A 14,411-nucleotide genomic window follows, 5' to 3' on the forward strand; every position below is an offset into this window, starting at 1 on the left:
GACATCGAGATCCCGGCCCTCGGCGCGCATGAGGGCCGGGATCCTTCGCATGACGCGAAAGTCGGCGGCGATCGAGGGCCGTGCGCGCTTAGGGTCGTGGGCGTGCAGGTACGGGTGCTGGGACCCCTCGAAGTGGACGGCCCGCACGGACCGGTCGTCGTGGCCGGGGCGAAGCAGCGGACCCTCCTCGCGGTGCTCGCGCTGGCCGGCGGCCGGCCCGTGCCGGTGTCCGAGCTCGTCGACGCGCTGTGGCCGGACGACCCGCCGCCGAGCGCCCGCAACAGCCTCCAGTCGCATGTGGCCCGGCTGCGGGCGGCCCTGCCGCCGGAGACGATCACGTCCGGGCCCGCCGGCTACCGGCTGGCGGTACCACGGGCAGCCGTGGACGCGCTGCACTTCTGCGACCTGCTCGCCGACGGAGAGGTGGCCCAGGCATTCGAGCTGTGGCGGGGACCTCCACTGCCGGAGTTCTCCGCCGAGCCGCTGGGGGGCGGGGCGGCCCGGCTCACCGAGGCGCGCCGCGCGGCGCTGGCGGACCGGGCGGGCAGCGGCGACCCCGCGGAGCTGAGCGCCGAGGTCGACCGGGACCCCTGCTGGTAGCGGGGTTTCCTGGCGCTGGCGCGAGCGCTCGCCGCGGACGGCCGCGGCGCCGACGCCGCCGCGGTGCTACGGCGGCATGCACGGGCCGTCGTGGACACGCTCGGCCTCGATCCGTCGGCGGCCGTGCGGGCGATGCAGACCACGCTGCTGCGCGGTGACCACCGCGTCCGCCCCGGAACCGGCGCAACGGCCCGGAGCATCCGCCGGGGCCGCTTCGTCGCGGCGGGACCCGGCGGTGGCCGTACCGTCATATCTCTCGCTGTTCGTGGGTCGCGACCGTGAGCGGGCGACGCTGGCCGCATGGACGTGCCCCCGCCGGTGCGTCACCGTGACCGGACCGGGCGGCGTCGGGAAGACCCGCCTCGTCGCGGAGATGCTGCGCGGCCGCGCCCGCCGCGGTGGTCGACGCCGCGGCGGAACTGGACCGGCGGCTGCGTGGCCCGGACGAGGCGCGGGCCGTGCGGGATCTGGACGCGCTCCTGCCCGATCTGCGGCTCGCCGTCACCGTTGCCGCCGGAGACCTGCGGGGCAGGCTCGCGGCCGCGCTCTACCGGTACGGCTACCACTGCCAGCGCTACGAGGTGCTCGCCTGGGGATACGCCGCGGCGGCCTCCGGAAGGCCGGGAGCGCTGGCGGCCGCGGCGACGCACGCCTGGGGACGCGGCGACCTCGACACGGCGCGGCGCCTGCTCGCCTCGGCGCGGCCGGATCCCGCCGTCCACGAGGTGCTGGGCGACATCGCGCTCGTCGACTGCGACGCGGAGGCGGCGCGCGGCCACTACCGGCGGATGGCCCGGCTCGCGTCGGACGGCGCCGTCCGCGCGTCCGGCCTCGCCGCCGAGGCGATGGTGCTGGCCTGGAGCGGCGATCCGCAGGCGGCGGACGCGACGGGCAATCCGACGGGCATGGCGGTGGCCCGGTACGGCCTCGGCGAGGCGCTCGCCGACGTCGACCCGGATCGGGCGCTGGCCCTGCTCGACGAGGCCACATCGTTGGCGCGGGGCGTGGACAACCGACTGTTCGGGGCCGCGGCAGCCTCGGCGGCGAGCGCCGTCCGCAGCCGGCACGGCGATCCGGTGCCGGCGCTGCGGCGCTTCCGGGAGGTGGTGGCATTGCTGCGCGAGGCGGGCAACGAGACCCTGCAGGCCGCCGCGCTGCGCAACCTGGTCGTCCTGTTCGCCCGGATCGGCGCCGACGAGGCGGCCGCGCTGCTCGACGCCGCCCTGCCGGCCGCGAGCGTCTATCCGGCCGAGGCGACGCGGCTCACGCGGGCCCGTACGGCCGTCGCCGAGCGCCTCGGTACCGACGCCGTGGCGGCCGCGCATCGGCGGGCCGAGGCCTTGACACCCGGCCATGTGGTCGATGCCGCCCTCGGCGCGATCGACCGCGCGCTCGGCGAGCGGACCGCCGATCCGGACTCCCGGTCACGATCCGGTGCACGTCCGCTACCGCCGGGCAGGGCATCGCTACCGTGGTCGGGTGTCTGAGATCCCGTGGTGGAGCCTGCCCCTCGTCGCCGCCGTGTTTGCCCTGGCCGGGGCGGGCGTGACGGTTCTGATGTCGGCCCGTGACGACTACGTGCGCAGCCGCGCCAAGCGGACCCGCCGGTGGTATACCGAGCGCCGCGACGCCTATGTCGCTCTGCTGACGCAGTTCGAGCGGGCGACGTACCGGTTGCGTTCCGCGCTCGAGACGGGGCAGCGGATGCCGGGGCCGTACACCTACGTCGACGAGGTGGGCCCGGCGCTGATGCAGGTGCGCCTGCTCGCCTCGGGCCAGGTCCGCAGCGCCGCGCTGGCGGTGCACCTGCTGCTGGAGAAGCTGTACGGCGAGCGCCCGGCGCCCCGGGCCGGCGTGGACCCGGAGAAGTCGCTGCGCGAGATGCTCGGCCACGTGCCGCTGGTGATGCAGCAACTGGAGGCGGCCGTCCGGGAGGAACTGGGCATCCAGGCGACGCCGCCGCTCCCGCCTGTGGATACCTCGCCCCGATCCCTGCGGTCGTACCTGCGGCGTGGCGTTCCCCTGGCCCGGACGGGCGGTTCCGGGGATGATCGGGTCAATTGACGAGACTCGATGGGAGGCCTCCATGCCGGACATTTCGGTTACTGACGCGGTGGTGCGCGGCGGGGTCGTCGCGGTGCTGCGGGCACCCACCGCCGGCGCCTTCTCCGCGATCAGCGAGGTCCTCGTCGAGTCCGGCATCACCGCGCTCGAGGTGACCCTCACCTCGCACGGCGCGATCGAGGCGATCGCCGGCCTGCGCCGTCAGCTTCCGGAGCACGTCGTGGTCGGCGCCGGTACGGTACTCGGCGCCGACGACGCCAAGGCCAGCGTCGACGCCGGGGCTCAGTTCCTCGTCTCCCCGGTGGCCGTGGCCGGCCTCGACGGCCTCGGCGTGCCGTGCTATCCGGGCGCGCTGACCCCCACCGAGATCGTGGCCGCGGCCCGGACGGGTGCGCCCCTGGTCAAGCTCTTCCCGGCCTCGGCCGTCGGTCCGAGCTACCTGCGCGACCTGCACGGGCCGCTGCCCGGCCTGCGCGTCATGCCGACCGGCGGCATCCAGATCGCCGACGTCGCCGCCTGGCTCACCGCCGGGGCGGCGGCGGTCGGGCTGGGCGGGCCGCTGATCGGCGACGCCGCCTCCGGAGGCAGCCTGGGCGCCCTCGCTGACCGGGCCCGGCGGGCCGCCGACGCGGTCGCGTACGCCCGGTCATGAGCGGTCTGCTGACCTTCGGCGAGACCATGGGCTTGGTCACCGCCGACGGCATCGGCGCGCTGGACCGGGTCCGGGGCTTCCGGCTGGGCATCGGCGGCGCCGAGAGCAACGTCGCGCTGGGGGTCGCCCGGCTCGGCCTGCCCGCGACCTGGATCGGGCGGGTCGGCCGCGACGCGACCGGCGACCTCATCGAGCGCCGCCTGCGCGCCGACGGCGTCGAGGCGGTGGTGATCCGCGATCCGTCGTTCACCGGCCTGATGGTCAAGCACCGTCGCACCGGCGCCCTGCTCCACGTCGACTACCACCGGGCGGGCAGCGCCGGGTCGCGGCTCATGCCCGCCGACATCCCGGTCGGCGCGGTGCGTGCGGCGGCGATCGTGCACGTCACCGGCATCACGCCGGCGCTGAGCGACTCGGCCCGCGCGGCCGTCTTCCAGGCGGTGGAGACCGCCCGTGCCGCGGGCGTCCCGGTCTCGGTGGACGTCAACTTCCGGGCCAAGCTCTGGTCCCCTTACGACGCCGGTCCGGTGCTGCGCGACCTCGTCTCCCGCGCCGACCTCGTGTTCGCCGGCCCCGGTGAGGCCGCGCTGATCGTCGACGGACCGCCGCTGCAGGGGCTGGCCGCGCTCGGCCCCACCGAGGTGATCGTCAAGGACGGCGCCCGCGGATGCACGGCGCTCATCGACGGCGAGCGGCACACGGTCCCGGCGCGGGACGTGGTGGTGGTCGATCCGGTCGGCGCGGGCGACGCGTTCGCCGCCGGATACCTCGCCGACCGGCTGTCCGGAGCCGCGCCGGCGGCCCGGCTCGCGACGGCGATCGCGGCGGGGGCGTTCGCGGTGACGGTCCCGGGGGACTGCGAGAGCCTGCCGACCCGCGAAGACCTGATCGCGGCCACCACCGACGTGACGCGATAGTCTGACCGGATCGTTCCGGTGTGCGGCAGGTCCGTGTCTTATCGCCGGCGGTCCGCCACGCCGAGGATGGACGCATGACCAACGCTCTGATCATCATCGACGTCCAGGAGTCCTTCCGCGTCCGCCCGCTCTGGCGCGCCGTCGACAACCCGGAGATCGCCGACCGGGTGGGCCGGCTCGCCGCCGCCGCCCGGGCCGCCGGCGACCTCGTCGTGTGGGTGCTGCACGCCGAGCCCGGCAGCGGCGACGTCTTCGACCCGGCGAGCGGGCACGTGCGTGTCCTCGCCGAGCTCACGCCCCTGGCCGGCGAGCCTGTCCTCACGAAGACCTCGCACAACGCCTTCACCACGACCAACCTGCAGCAGTTGCTCACCGCCCGGGGAGTGCGCAGGCTGACGGTCTGCGGCATCCGTACGGAGCAATGCGTCGAGACCACCGCACGGGTCGGTGCGGACCTCGGCTACGCCGTCACGTTCGTCACCGAGGCCACCGCGACCTTCCCCATCCCGCACCGGGACGCCCCCGCCGACCAGAGCCTCGAGGAGATGCTGGCCGACCCGCGCACGCTGCCCGCCGAGGCGGTGACCGCCCGGACGGAGTACGCGCTGGCCGGCCGCTTCGCTACCATCGCGACCGTGGCCGAACTGACCGGGGAGTTGACCGGATCGTGAGTCGCGTCGTGTTCGTGCTCGTCGACGGCCTGCACCTGCTGGACCTCGCCGGCCCGGCCCAGGTGTTCTCGACCGTGGCCGACCACGGGCACGACCATGTCCTGTCGTACGTCGCGGAGCGGCCCGGCATCCGCACCCATCAGGGTGTCGAGCTCCGCGCCGACACCGCCTGGCCGCGGCTGGACGTGGACGACCTGATCGTGGTGCCGGGGTGGCGCTCGCCGCGGTTGGCCGGCACCGGCCACCTCGGCGAGCGCACCCTGGACCGGATCGCCGCCCACCACGCCGCGGGTGGCACGGTCGCGAGCATCTGCGCGGGCGCCGACGCGCTGGGCAGGGCCGGCCTGCTCGACGGCCGCCGCTGCACCACCCACCACGACGTCCAGGAAGAGCTCGCCCGCCGCTATCCGCGGGCGTGCGTGGTCCGCGACGTGCTCTACGTCTCCGACGACCGGGTGGTGACCTCCGCGGGCATCGCCAGCGGCATCGACCTGGCCCTGCATCTCGTCGCGGCACGGCACGGCCCGGCGGTCGCGGCGCGGGTGGCCCGCGAGATGGTCGTGTACGCCCGGCGCAACGGCGACGAGCGGCAGTCCAGCGCCATGCTGCGGCACCGGGCCCACCTGAGCGACGCCGTCCATCGCGTGCAGGACCGCATCGACGCGCACTTCGCCGAGCCGCTGCCGCTGGCCGAGCTCGCGGCCGCGGCGGCGGTGAGCGAGCGCACGCTGACCCGGCAGTTCGAGGCCGCGACCGGCCAGACACCCCTGCGCTATCAGCAACTCCTGCGGGTGGAGCGGGCGGAACATCTCATCGGCCACGGCGCCACGGTGGAGGCCGCGGCACGCGCGGTGGGTTTCGGCGATGCCCGGATGCTGCGCCGCCTGCGGGCGCGCGTACCCCTCAGGTGACTCCCGCGTGGCGGCGGACCAACTCGGCGAGCTCGTCGCGGGTCGGGCCGGCCGGCACCGGCGGTCGCCAGAGAGCCCGGTCGGTCCCGCGCCGATGATCCCGACGTTCATGCCGGTCGATACTATGCGCGGGCGCGAACCGCGAGCGAGCCGTTTACGAACGCCGTCCGGCGGTTACGCTCGCCACCATGGAGATCGCCGGTCTCGTCCTCGCGGCGGGCGCGGGACGCCGGTTCGGTATGCCCAAGGCCCTGGTGCCGTGGCGGGGAAGACCGCTGGTGGTGCGCGCCGCCGCGACCTCGCGGGCGGCGGGTCTGGCCCGCACGGTCGTGGTGGTCGGCGCGGCGGCGGGCCGCGTGCGCGCGGCCGCACCCGACCTCGACTACGTCGAGAACCCCGCCTGGCAGACCGGCATGGCGTCCTCGCTGCGGGCGGGCCTGGCCGCGCTGGCCGGCACGCCGGCCGCGGCGGTGGTGGTCCTGCTGGCCGACATGCCCGGCGTCACCCCCGCGGCCGTACGCCGGGTGACCGCGCTCGCATCCCCCACGGCCCTCGTCACCGGTGGGTACGCCGGCCGCCGAGGCCACCCTGTCCTGCTCGGACGCGACCACTGGGAAGGCGTGGCGGGCAGCGCGACCGGCGACCGGGGCGCCCGTGACTACCTGCGCACGCACGCCGGCGAGGTGCGGGTGGTGCCCGTCGGCGACGTCGCGGACGACCTCGACCTGGACGTGCCCGGCGACATGCGCGCCCTGGACCTGCCCGGCGACGTGCCGGAGGCGGTGACCGGCCATGCGTGACGTTCTCGACGACCTCGTCGCGGCCTGGCGGCTCGGGGAACCGGCCGGCCTCGCGACCGTGACCGCGACCTGGTCCAGCGCACCCCGGCAGCCCGGCGCGGCGATGCTGGTCCGCGCGGACGGCACCGCCGTGGGCAGCGTCTCCGGCGGCTGCGTCGAGGCCGTGGTCTACGAGCTGTGCCGCGAGGTGGCCGCGTCCGGCCGTCCCCGCGCCGTCCGCTACGGCGTCAGCGACGACGACGCCTTCGAGGTGGGGCTGCCCTGCGGTGGCACCATCGGCGTCTTCGTGGAGCGGGCCGGGTTCGGCGAGCTGGACGTGCTCGCCGCCGAGATGGGCCGGCAGCGGCCGGTCGCGCTGTTGACCTGTGTGGACGGTCCCGCCGAGCGGATCGGCCGGCATCTGGTGCTCACTCCGGAGGCCCGGCACGGCTCGCTGGGCGGCGACCGGCTCGACGACGCCGCGGCCGACGACGGGCGGGGTCTGCTCGCCGCCGGACGTACCGGGCTGCTGCGCTACGGGCCGGACGGGCAGCGCCGGGGCACCGGCCTCGACGTGCTGGTCAGCTCGTTCGCCCCGGCCGCACGGATGCTGGTCTTCGGGGCCACCGACCACGCCGCCGCGGTGGCCCGGATCGGCGCGTTCCTGGGCTATCGGGTCACGGTCTGCGATGCCCGGCCGGTCTTCGCGACCGCCGAGCGGTTTCCGGAGGCCGCCGAGGTGGTGGTCGACTGGCCGCACCGCTACCTCGCCGCGGAGGCGTCGGCCGGCCGGATCGACGGGCGTACGGTGGTGTGCGTTCTGACCCACGACCCGAGGTTCGACGTGCCGGTGCTGCAGGTGGCGCTCGAGCTGCCGCTCGCGTACGTGGGCGCGATGGGCTCCCGGCGCACCCACGACGACCGGCACAAGCGCCTGGGCGAGACCGGCCTGGACGAGGCGGCACTGGCCCGGCTCTGCTCGCCGATCGGGCTGGACCTGGGCGCCCGTACGCCGGAGGAGACCGCGGTCAGCGTGGCGGCGGAGATCGTGGCCCTGCGCTGGCACGGCACCGGCGAGCGGCTCTCCGGCACTTCCGGTCCCATCCACCACGAGGACGTCTGATGGCTTCTCCGCTCCCACCGATCTCCCTCGGCACCTGGCCGACCCCGCTGGAGCCGGCCCCGCGCCTGGCCGCCGCGCTCGGCCTGGACGAACTCTGGATCAAACGCGACGACCTCACCGGGCTGGGCGGGGGCGGCAACAAGGTCCGTAAGCTGCAGCATCTCTGCGCCCAGGCGCTCGGGGCGGGCGCGACGACGCTGGTCACCACGGGCGCCCCGCAGTCCAACCACGCCCGCCTGACCGCTGCCGCCGCCGCCCGCCTCGGCCTGGCCTGCACGCTGGTGCTGCGCGGCGACCCGCCCGGGATCCACCGCGGCAACCTGCTGCTCGACGAGCTGGCGGGCGCGGCGATCGTCTGGGCGGGCGACGCACCGCTCGACGAGGTGGCCGCGGCGCAGGAGGGCTACGTCATCCCGTTCGGCGGCACGTCCCCGGTCTCGGCCCGGGGATACGTGGACTGCGCCCAGGAACTGCGGACCCAGCTTCCGGACCTGGCCGCGGTCGTGGTTGCGCTCGGCTCGGGCGGCACGATGGCGGGCCTGGTCGCCGGGCTCGGCCCGCAGCGGGTGTACGGCGTGGACACCGGAGCGCTCCCGGCACCCCGTGCGGCGGTGGCGTCGCTGCTCGACGGCATGGGCACCGCCGTGGACCCGGCCGCGCTGCAGATCGACGACTCCCAGGTCGGTGCGGGGTATGCGGCGCTGACGGATTCCGTACGGTCGGCGCTCGTGCTCGCGGCCCGGACCGAGGGGTTGTTCCTGGATCCGACGTACACCGGCCGGGCGCTGGCCGGGCTGCGCGCCAACCCGCCCGACGGCAAGGTGGTGTTCCTGCACAGCGGCGGCCTCCCCGGCCTCTTCGGCCACCCCGCCCTGACCTGACCGCCTCCCAGCCCGTCGGCCTGCCACCCTGTCGGTCTCCTAGCCTGGCGGCCCCCTGCCCCGGCGGCTCCCACCCCGGCGGCCTTCTGCCCCGGCCGGCCTCCTACCCAGGGAGGAGGGAGCGGGCCTGTGGGCGGATGAAGCCGGGCCGGGGGACGGCCAGGATCGACGGCATGCCAACCCTGTCGCGCCTGCACCGTCCGCTGATGGCCTTCACCGCCGCCATGGCGGCGCTCGCCGTGGTCGCCGCGGTGGGCCTCGTCGCCGACCCCCGGATCCTGACCGGCATGCCGATCTGGGCCAAGCCGCTGAAGTTCGCCGCGTCCTTCGTCCTCTACGCCGGCACCCTCGCCTGGATGCTGTCCCTGCTGCCCCGCCGCAGCCGCGCCGCCGAGCGGGCGGCGACCGTCGTGGCAGCGCTCGGGGTCGTCGAGATGATCGTCATCGTGACCCAGGTGCTCCGTGGCACGACGAGCCACTTCAACGGGAGCACCCCGTTCGACGCGCTGATGTGGCAGATCATGGGCACCGCGATCATGGTGCTGTTCGCCGCCCACTTCGTCGTCGGCGTCGTGCTGCTGCGGGCCCGGATCGCCGACCGCGTCGCCGCCCACGCCGTACGGTGGGGGCTGGGGTTGTCGTTGCTCGGCATGCTCGTGGCCGTACCGATGACACTGCCGTCCGCGGCGCCGCCCGGCCAGAGCGTCATCGCCGGCGCGCACAGCGTCGGGGTGCCCGACGGCGGTCCGGGGCTGCCGCTGCTGGGCTGGAGCACCACCGGCGGCGACCTGCGGATCGGTCACTTCGTCGGGCTGCACGCGCTGCAGATCCTGCCGCTGCTCGCCCTGCTGCTGGGCCGCCGCTTCGACGCGCTCACCCGGGTCCGGCTGCTGGCCGTGGGCGGCGGCGCGTACGGAATGCTGACGATCCTGCTGACCTGGCAGGCGCTGCGCGGACAGCCGTTGCTGCGGCCCGACGCCCTGACCGTCGCCGCCGTCGCCGCGCTGGTCGCCGCCACCGCCCTCGCCGCGACCGCGGTGGTCCGGGCCCGGCGGCCGGAACTGGAGCTCGCGGCATGACGGCCGTCCTGTTCTCGCTGACCTTCGCCCTCGCCGCGCCGTTCTGGGCGCTGATGATCCTGCTGCCGGGCTGGTCCTGGACCCGCCGGATCGTCGCGTCGCCCCTGATCGTCCTCCCGGTCGTGGTCGTCTACGCGATCCTGGTGCTGCCCGCGCTCGGCGAGGTGCTGCCCGCGGTCGCGGCCCCGGCCCTCGACGGCATCCGCACGCTGCTCGGTACGGCGGACGGTGCCGCGGCAGCCTGGGCACACATGATCGCCTTCGACCTCTTCGCCGGCCGCTGGGCGTGGCTCGACGGCACCCGCCGCGGCGTACCGTCGTGGCTGCTGTCCCCGCTGCTCGTGCTGACGATCCTGCTCGGTCCGCTCGGCCTTGGCGGATACCTCCTCGTCCGGACTCGGTATCGCATGGCCGAGGACGCCCCGGAGGGCCTCTAGGGTGGTGGTCGTGGGATGGGTGGGCCGGCTCTTCGACGCGCGCGACACGTTCGTCCGCATGCTGCTGCTCGACCTCAGCGGCCTCGGCTACCTCGTCTTCGGCACCGAGGCGGGCCGGTCACCGACCCGCACCCAGTGGATCCTCGCCCTGCTGGCCTTCGCCACCGCCCTGCTGCTGCACCGGCGGCGCGTGGCTAACCTGCTCGTGCAGTCGGCACTGCTGATCGCCGCGAGTGTGCTGGTCCAGGACCAGATGATCAACGAGGTCGGCACTTCCTGGGCGCTGCTCGAACTCACCATGGCGACCCCGCGCCCCCTGGTGTCCGCCTGCGGCGCCGGCCTGGTCGCGGCCATCCACCTCGCCGCCGGATACCTCCACGACCCGGACCGCTGGGGCACCCCCATCTTCAGCGCGCTCGTGGTGGTCGGCCTGCCGGTGCTGCTCGGCCTGGTCATCCGCACCACCCGCGAACTCGGCCGGCAGGCGGAGGCGAAGGCGGAGGCCGAGCGGCAACAGCGCGAGTCGGAGAGCCGTGCGGCCCGCGCCGACGAGCGCAGCGCCATCGCCCGCGAACTGCACGACGTGGTCGCCCACCACGTCGCCTCGATGGTGCTGCGGGTCGGCGTGGCCCGCCACGTCCTGCCGGACGCGGACCCGCGGGTCACCGACGTCTTCGACGACGTGCACCGCACCGGCACCGCGGCGCTCGCGGACCTGCGCAAGCTGGTCGCGGTGCTGCGCGATCCCACCGTACGCACGGACGCCGCGCTGACCGCCATCGAACCCGCGGCCCTGCCCGCAGCGCTGGCCGCGGCGGTGTCGACGGCGGAACAGGCGGGCCTGACCGTCGACTACGTCATCGACGACGAGGCGGCATCGATCGACGCGGTCCGCGGCATGGCGGTATTGAGGCTGACCCAGGAGGCCCTGACCAACGTGGCGAAACACGCGGGCCCGTCGGCGCACGCACGGCTGACCGTGCAGGTGGAGAACGGCGACGTCCTCTGGTCGGTCACCGACGACGGCGGCGGCATCGTGCCCGCCCTGCCGTCCGGCGGAGGTCACGGACTGACCGGAATGCGGGAACGCGTCGAGGTCCTCGGTGGCAGCCTCACCGCGGGCCCCTCCGCCGGCGGCTGGCAGGTCTCGACAACCCTGCCCGCCACCGTCCCCACCCCGCCGTCCGTCCCCACCCCGCCGCCGGGCGCCGCTTCGCCGCCCGTGCCCACTCCTTCGCCTGCCGCCGGCTCTTCGCCTGCCGCCGGCTCTCGGCCCGGCGGCGGTCCGTCGTCGGGCGCTCCCGTCCCGGGGCCGGGCGATGCCGGATGATCCGGGTGGTGCTGGTCGACGACCAGCCGCTCATCCGGGCCGGGCTGCGCATGCTCTGCGAAGCCGAGCCCGACCTCGACGTGGTGGGCGAGGCCGAGAACGGCCGCGATGCGATCGCCCTGGCCGCCCGCCTGGCCCCCGACGTCATCGTCATGGACCTCCGGATGCCCGGCATCGACGGCATCACCGCAACGGGCCGCATCCTCGCCGCCCGCCCGGCAACAAGGGTCCTCGTCCTGACCACCTTCGGCGACGACGACCACCTCTACCCGGCCCTCACCGCGGGAGCGTGCGGCTTCCTGCTCAAGGACGCGCCCCCGGCCGAACTCCTCGACGGCATCCGGCGGGCGGCCGCCGGAGACAGTCCCTTCAGCCAGGACGTACTGCGCCGCCTGGTCCAACGCGCGGTGGAGGCCCGGACCGACCAACCGAAGCGAGTACCGGGCCTGACCGCCCGCGAACGGGACGTCCTGAACCTCGTCGCCGAGGGCCTGTCCAACACCGAGATCGCCGAGCGTCTCCACATCGGAGTGACCACCGTCAAGACCCACGTCACCAGCCTGATGGCCAAGACCGACAGCCCCAACCGCGTCCGCCTGGCCCTCTACGCGCGCTCCGCCTGAGCCACACGACGGTCACGCCGTGTCCCCGGCGACCGTCGGTGTCGACGAGGAAGGCGGCGATCACGGTTCCTCGGCCGATGAAATGATCCGGACTACCTGCACAGCGGGCGATCTGCGTGACGGCTTCGCCGCACCTGTGCGGCCGGCCCGGTCAGAGGGCGTGGCCGTCGAGCCAGGTTTCCACGCTCTCGATCACTTGCTCGGGGGCTCGGCGGGCCCAGAGGAAGTGGTCGCGGGTGGTTTCTATCCGGGTGCGTTCGACGTGTGGGGGAAGGCGGCGGGCGAGGTGGTCCACCGCGGCGGTGGGGATCATCCGGTCGCCGGCGATGCTGGCGAGCAGGACGGGCGTTTCCATCCGGGCGAGGGCGGCCTCGTAGTCGGTGCGGTCGCCGTGCAGGCGGTAGCGCCCGTGCCGGGCCTCGTATCCCCAGTCGGCCATCAGCGTGCGCGGCTGCCGGCCCGCGAAACCGAGCCGGTGGCCCGGCCAGTAGCCGAGGGAGCAGGTCACCGCGCCCACGAAGCGGACGCCGGCGGCCCGGCGGACTCGGCCGAGGCGGCTGCGGCGGGCGGCCGTGGAACTGGTGCCGGTGCCGATGGTGACGATCGCGTCCGCGTGTACGGTCCCGGCCGCGCCGGAGAGCAGCGCGAGCTGACCGCCGAGGCTGTGCCCGACCAGCGCGACCTTCGGCGCGGCGGCGACGGCGGACCCGGCGAAGACCGCGGGCAGGTCGACGTTGACGAGGTGGGCGTAGCCGAACGATTCCCTGCGCAGGTCGGTGACCGGACTCTGCGGCATGCCGCGCAGCTCGACGCCGACGAGGTGCCGGCCCCGGGCGGCCCAGGTATCGAAGAACTTGCCGTAGTACGCCAGCGGCACCCCGAGGGCAGGCAGGAAGACGATCGATGCGGCGGCGCCGGGCGTGCCGTACTCCTCGACCGTGAGCGTCAACCCGTCCGGGGTGACGACGGGATGGATGCGCGGTTGCATCCCGACAGCTTCACACAGGCGGTAAAGCCCTGGCACACCCATGCGGCGGAGGCCGGTTCGTGCAGGCGGTGGGACCGGATTCACCAGCGCGGCGGCGTCACCTCCCCAGACGGGCGGCGATCGCGTCCACCGCTTTGCCAGCGCGGCGGCGTCACCTCCCGAGACGGGCGGCGATCGCGTCCACCGCCTGCTTCGCGGTGAGCAGATCGGCGCCCGTTTCCTCGCGGTACGCCCGCACCGCCTCGACCACCCGCTGCCGCCGGACCAGTTCCTCGACCGCCGGGTACGTGGCCTCGGGCACGACGGCGCCCACGTGGGCGAGCATCGCGTCGAGTTTGCGCTCGACCGCCGCCAGCCGGACGGCCGTCCGGTGCTGTTCCCGGCGTATCGTCCCCGAGGCGGAGAGCGCGAGCGCGACCAGGCCGAGCAGCAGCACGACGACGGAGACCGACATCAGGATCTCCATGCGCCGATCGTGCCAGGTTTCATGCGGCGCATCCCGGGTGCGCGGCGATGGTCGCCCTCTCGGACTCCCACGGTGGCCCTTTCGTCCGCCGTCGCGCTCACGGGACCGATCTCCATCGGCCTGTGGGAGAGGACGGCGCCCTCGACGCGACCGGGTGGCCAGGCGTCGATCTGGCGCCACCCATCGCATTGATCGCGATCGAATGGCGATTGTGTGCGGCGTCACCTTTTCGGCCGGCGAGGTGCACCGTTATTGTTTCGGGAGAAATGGCTCCCGCATTCTGGATTTGTTTTGACCGGGGTGCGCGGAGCAACAAGGATCGGAGGCATGCAGTTGCGAGACGTACGACTGACGTCCCGCCTCGCCATCGACCTTCTCCGGTGTGCGAGTGCCCGGTGTTGCGCCCGCTAGCCATTCCGGTGACCTGACTGGCAGACCGCGCGTCGCGGGCGATGGGGCCCGGGCGCGGCAGGCGATCCCCCGAAGCGGGACGGGCGGTCGCCTCGAAGGGCCGATGGTCTGTCCTGCTCATGCCGAGCGGTGAGGCCGGATCCGAGACGCCAGGTGTGCCAAGGTGTTGGGCAGCCCGAGGCGCTAGGTGGTCCGAGGCGCTAGGTGGACCGGAGGCCCTGGGTGGCTCAAGGCGTCGGGTGAGCCGGGGCCGCTGAGTGCGCTGGCCGCGTCGGCATGGAGCCCGGCGCGTCGGGGCGAGCTTGGCGCCGCCGGGTGCGCTCGACGCACTCAGCGCGTGACGATGTGGTTATCGCGTCCGAAGTGGTGGGCCGGGTCGCCGCGGGGCCGCGCCGGTGGGCGTGACTCCTTCTTCGCATGAACTCGCGGGCGCATCGATGTGCCTATAATCCTACTGAACACGTAGGAAAAGTATTATT

At 74.6% G+C, this 14,411-nt stretch carries 17 protein-coding genes; 15 read left to right on the top strand and 2 right to left on the bottom strand.

From position 1 onward, the window contains the following. The first annotated feature begins 102 nt into the window (after nucleotides 1–102). From EDD30_RS29055 to EDD30_RS29125, 15 genes are all read left to right on the top strand, one after another. Nucleotides 103–600 (top strand): AfsR/SARP family transcriptional regulator, encoded by a 498-nt coding sequence (locus tag EDD30_RS29055; RefSeq protein WP_170047350.1) that lies wholly within the window; start codon nucleotides 103–105, stop codon nucleotides 598–600. A gap of 15 nt (nucleotides 601–615) precedes the next feature. Beyond that, on the top strand, nucleotides 616–882 hold the full coding sequence (locus EDD30_RS42095) for a BTAD domain-containing putative transcriptional regulator (RefSeq protein ID WP_425321282.1): 267 nt from the start codon (nucleotides 616–618) through the stop codon (nucleotides 880–882). A 116-nt stretch (nucleotides 883–998) separates the two neighbouring features. Then, entirely contained in the window at nucleotides 999–2,087 is a 1,089-nt protein-coding gene (locus EDD30_RS29065) for a hypothetical protein (RefSeq protein ID WP_123678564.1), read from the top strand. Next, on the top strand, nucleotides 2,080–2,664 hold the full coding sequence (locus EDD30_RS29070; protein ID WP_071805990.1) for a hypothetical protein: 585 nt from the start codon (nucleotides 2,080–2,082) through the stop codon (nucleotides 2,662–2,664). Before EDD30_RS29065 ends, EDD30_RS29070 begins: the two co-directional genes overlap by 8 nt. A gap of 22 nt (nucleotides 2,665–2,686) precedes the next feature. After that, nucleotides 2,687–3,316, top strand: coding sequence for a bifunctional 4-hydroxy-2-oxoglutarate aldolase/2-dehydro-3-deoxy-phosphogluconate aldolase (locus EDD30_RS29075; protein WP_071805989.1), 630 nt, complete (start codon nucleotides 2,687–2,689; stop codon nucleotides 3,314–3,316). Beyond that, nucleotides 3,313–4,233, top strand: coding sequence for a sugar kinase (locus EDD30_RS29080; RefSeq protein WP_071805988.1), 921 nt, complete (start codon nucleotides 3,313–3,315; stop codon nucleotides 4,231–4,233). Before EDD30_RS29075 ends, EDD30_RS29080 begins: the two co-directional genes overlap by 4 nt. Before the next feature lie 74 nt (nucleotides 4,234–4,307). Beyond that, nucleotides 4,308–4,904 carry a cysteine hydrolase family protein gene (locus tag EDD30_RS29085; RefSeq protein ID WP_071805987.1) on the top strand — a complete coding sequence of 199 codons (597 nt, stop codon included), beginning with the start codon at nucleotides 4,308–4,310 and terminating at the stop codon, nucleotides 4,902–4,904. Then, nucleotides 4,901–5,815 (top strand): GlxA family transcriptional regulator, encoded by a 915-nt coding sequence (locus EDD30_RS29090; protein ID WP_071805986.1) that lies wholly within the window; start codon nucleotides 4,901–4,903, stop codon nucleotides 5,813–5,815. The genes EDD30_RS29085 and EDD30_RS29090 overlap by 4 nt, the downstream gene beginning before the upstream one ends. A gap of 188 nt (nucleotides 5,816–6,003) precedes the next feature. Then, on the top strand, nucleotides 6,004–6,615 hold the full coding sequence (locus tag EDD30_RS29095; RefSeq protein WP_071805985.1) for a nucleotidyltransferase family protein: 612 nt from the start codon (nucleotides 6,004–6,006) through the stop codon (nucleotides 6,613–6,615). After that, nucleotides 6,608–7,717 (top strand): XdhC family protein, encoded by a 1,110-nt coding sequence (locus EDD30_RS29100; protein ID WP_071805984.1) that lies wholly within the window; start codon nucleotides 6,608–6,610, stop codon nucleotides 7,715–7,717. The genes EDD30_RS29095 and EDD30_RS29100 overlap by 8 nt, the downstream gene beginning before the upstream one ends. After that, nucleotides 7,717–8,598, top strand: coding sequence for a pyridoxal-phosphate dependent enzyme (locus tag EDD30_RS29105; RefSeq protein ID WP_071805983.1), 882 nt, complete (start codon nucleotides 7,717–7,719; stop codon nucleotides 8,596–8,598). The genes EDD30_RS29100 and EDD30_RS29105 overlap by 1 nt, the downstream gene beginning before the upstream one ends. A 173-nt stretch (nucleotides 8,599–8,771) precedes the next feature. After that, nucleotides 8,772–9,677 carry a hypothetical protein gene (locus tag EDD30_RS29110; RefSeq protein WP_071805994.1) on the top strand — a complete coding sequence of 302 codons (906 nt, stop codon included), beginning with the start codon at nucleotides 8,772–8,774 and terminating at the stop codon, nucleotides 9,675–9,677. Beyond that, nucleotides 9,674–10,114: an ABA4-like family protein gene (locus EDD30_RS29115; protein ID WP_071805982.1), complete on the top strand. Its 441-nt coding sequence runs from the start codon at nucleotides 9,674–9,676 to the stop codon at nucleotides 10,112–10,114. Before EDD30_RS29110 ends, EDD30_RS29115 begins: the two co-directional genes overlap by 4 nt. A gap of 10 nt (nucleotides 10,115–10,124) precedes the next feature. Beyond that, nucleotides 10,125–11,444: a sensor histidine kinase gene (locus tag EDD30_RS29120; RefSeq protein ID WP_084556443.1), complete on the top strand. Its 1,320-nt coding sequence runs from the start codon at nucleotides 10,125–10,127 to the stop codon at nucleotides 11,442–11,444. After that, complete coding sequence (locus EDD30_RS29125) at nucleotides 11,441–12,067, top strand: response regulator (protein ID WP_071805981.1); 627 nt, start codon at nucleotides 11,441–11,443, stop codon at nucleotides 12,065–12,067. Before EDD30_RS29120 ends, EDD30_RS29125 begins: the two co-directional genes overlap by 4 nt. A 151-nt stretch (nucleotides 12,068–12,218) precedes the next feature. Here EDD30_RS29125 and EDD30_RS29130 read toward each other — a convergent pair whose 3' ends face one another. Both EDD30_RS29130 and EDD30_RS29135 read right to left on the bottom strand, forming a co-directional pair. After that, on the bottom strand, nucleotides 12,219–13,055 hold the full coding sequence (locus EDD30_RS29130; protein WP_071805980.1) for an alpha/beta fold hydrolase: 837 nt from the start codon (nucleotides 13,053–13,055) through the stop codon (nucleotides 12,219–12,221). 151 nt (nucleotides 13,056–13,206) lie between these two features. Continuing rightward, nucleotides 13,207–13,521, bottom strand: coding sequence for a hypothetical protein (locus tag EDD30_RS29135; RefSeq protein WP_084556441.1), 315 nt, complete (start codon nucleotides 13,519–13,521; stop codon nucleotides 13,207–13,209). Nucleotides 13,522–14,411 lie beyond the last annotated feature (890 nt).

Source organism: Couchioplanes caeruleus, assembly GCF_003751945.1.
GTDB lineage: Bacteria > Actinomycetota > Actinomycetes > Mycobacteriales > Micromonosporaceae > Actinoplanes > Actinoplanes caeruleus.